This is a genomic window from Ornithinimicrobium cerasi (genome assembly GCF_003702705.1).
Classification (GTDB): Bacteria; Actinomycetota; Actinomycetes; order Actinomycetales; family Dermatophilaceae; genus Ornithinicoccus; species Ornithinicoccus cerasi.
In genome coordinates, this window is the sequence record NZ_QZMN01000086.1 from 1 (window position 1) to 523 (window position 523).

1 protein-coding gene is annotated in these 523 nt (G+C 66.2%); it reads right to left on the reverse strand.

Annotated elements, in window-relative coordinates; genetic code table 11:
- Positions 1–8 precede the first annotated feature (8 nt).
- A complete protein-coding gene (locus D4B81_RS17920; protein WP_122263995.1) occupies positions 9–425 on the reverse strand; it encodes a hypothetical protein in 417 nt (138 codons plus the stop codon).
- Between the last annotated feature and the right edge of the window lie 98 nt (positions 426–523).

Sequence of the window (523 nt, forward strand, 5' to 3'; positions counted from 1 at the left end):
GCATTGGGTCAGGCGGGCTCAGGCACCCCGCGCACCGGCCGTACGAGGTAGTTCACCCGGACGATCCCTTCCGGTAGGTCGTCCAGCCTGGCCAAGATTTCTGCGGTGGGGTACATGAGGTCGACGGTCAAACGCACGTCCGACCGATCCTCGTTCAGCCCCATTCCGGAAGCGGCCTTTTGGTGGTCGGGTAAGCCGACCAGCGCTGCCTGGGCGTCCTCGACCTCCTGCCAAGTGTGACGGCTCTCGTGCACCGTGACTGGCCAGCCGGGGCGTTCTTGGGCGTAGACCTGAAGGAGCTCATCGAAAGGCTTCGGGTCGCTGCCGCGCTGCCTGATCACCGCACCGCGAACCTGCGGGTCGTTGGCGAGGAAGCGCCAGAGTAGATCTCCAGACTGGAACAGCGGATCCTCGATAGCGGCCATCCGCTCGCTGCGCTTCCGGGCATGCCGGGCCCCAATCCTTGCTCGGTCAGCGAGGGGGGCGCTGGGGCGCGACCCTGCAACGGGTCTCACTTCGTTCA

What these genes read in the sequence shown, in the direction of transcription:
- D4B81_RS17920 (WP_122263995.1), bottom strand. Translation starts at nt 425, where the DNA reads ATGGCCGCTATCGAGGATCCGCTGTTCCAGTCTGGAGATCTACTCTGG.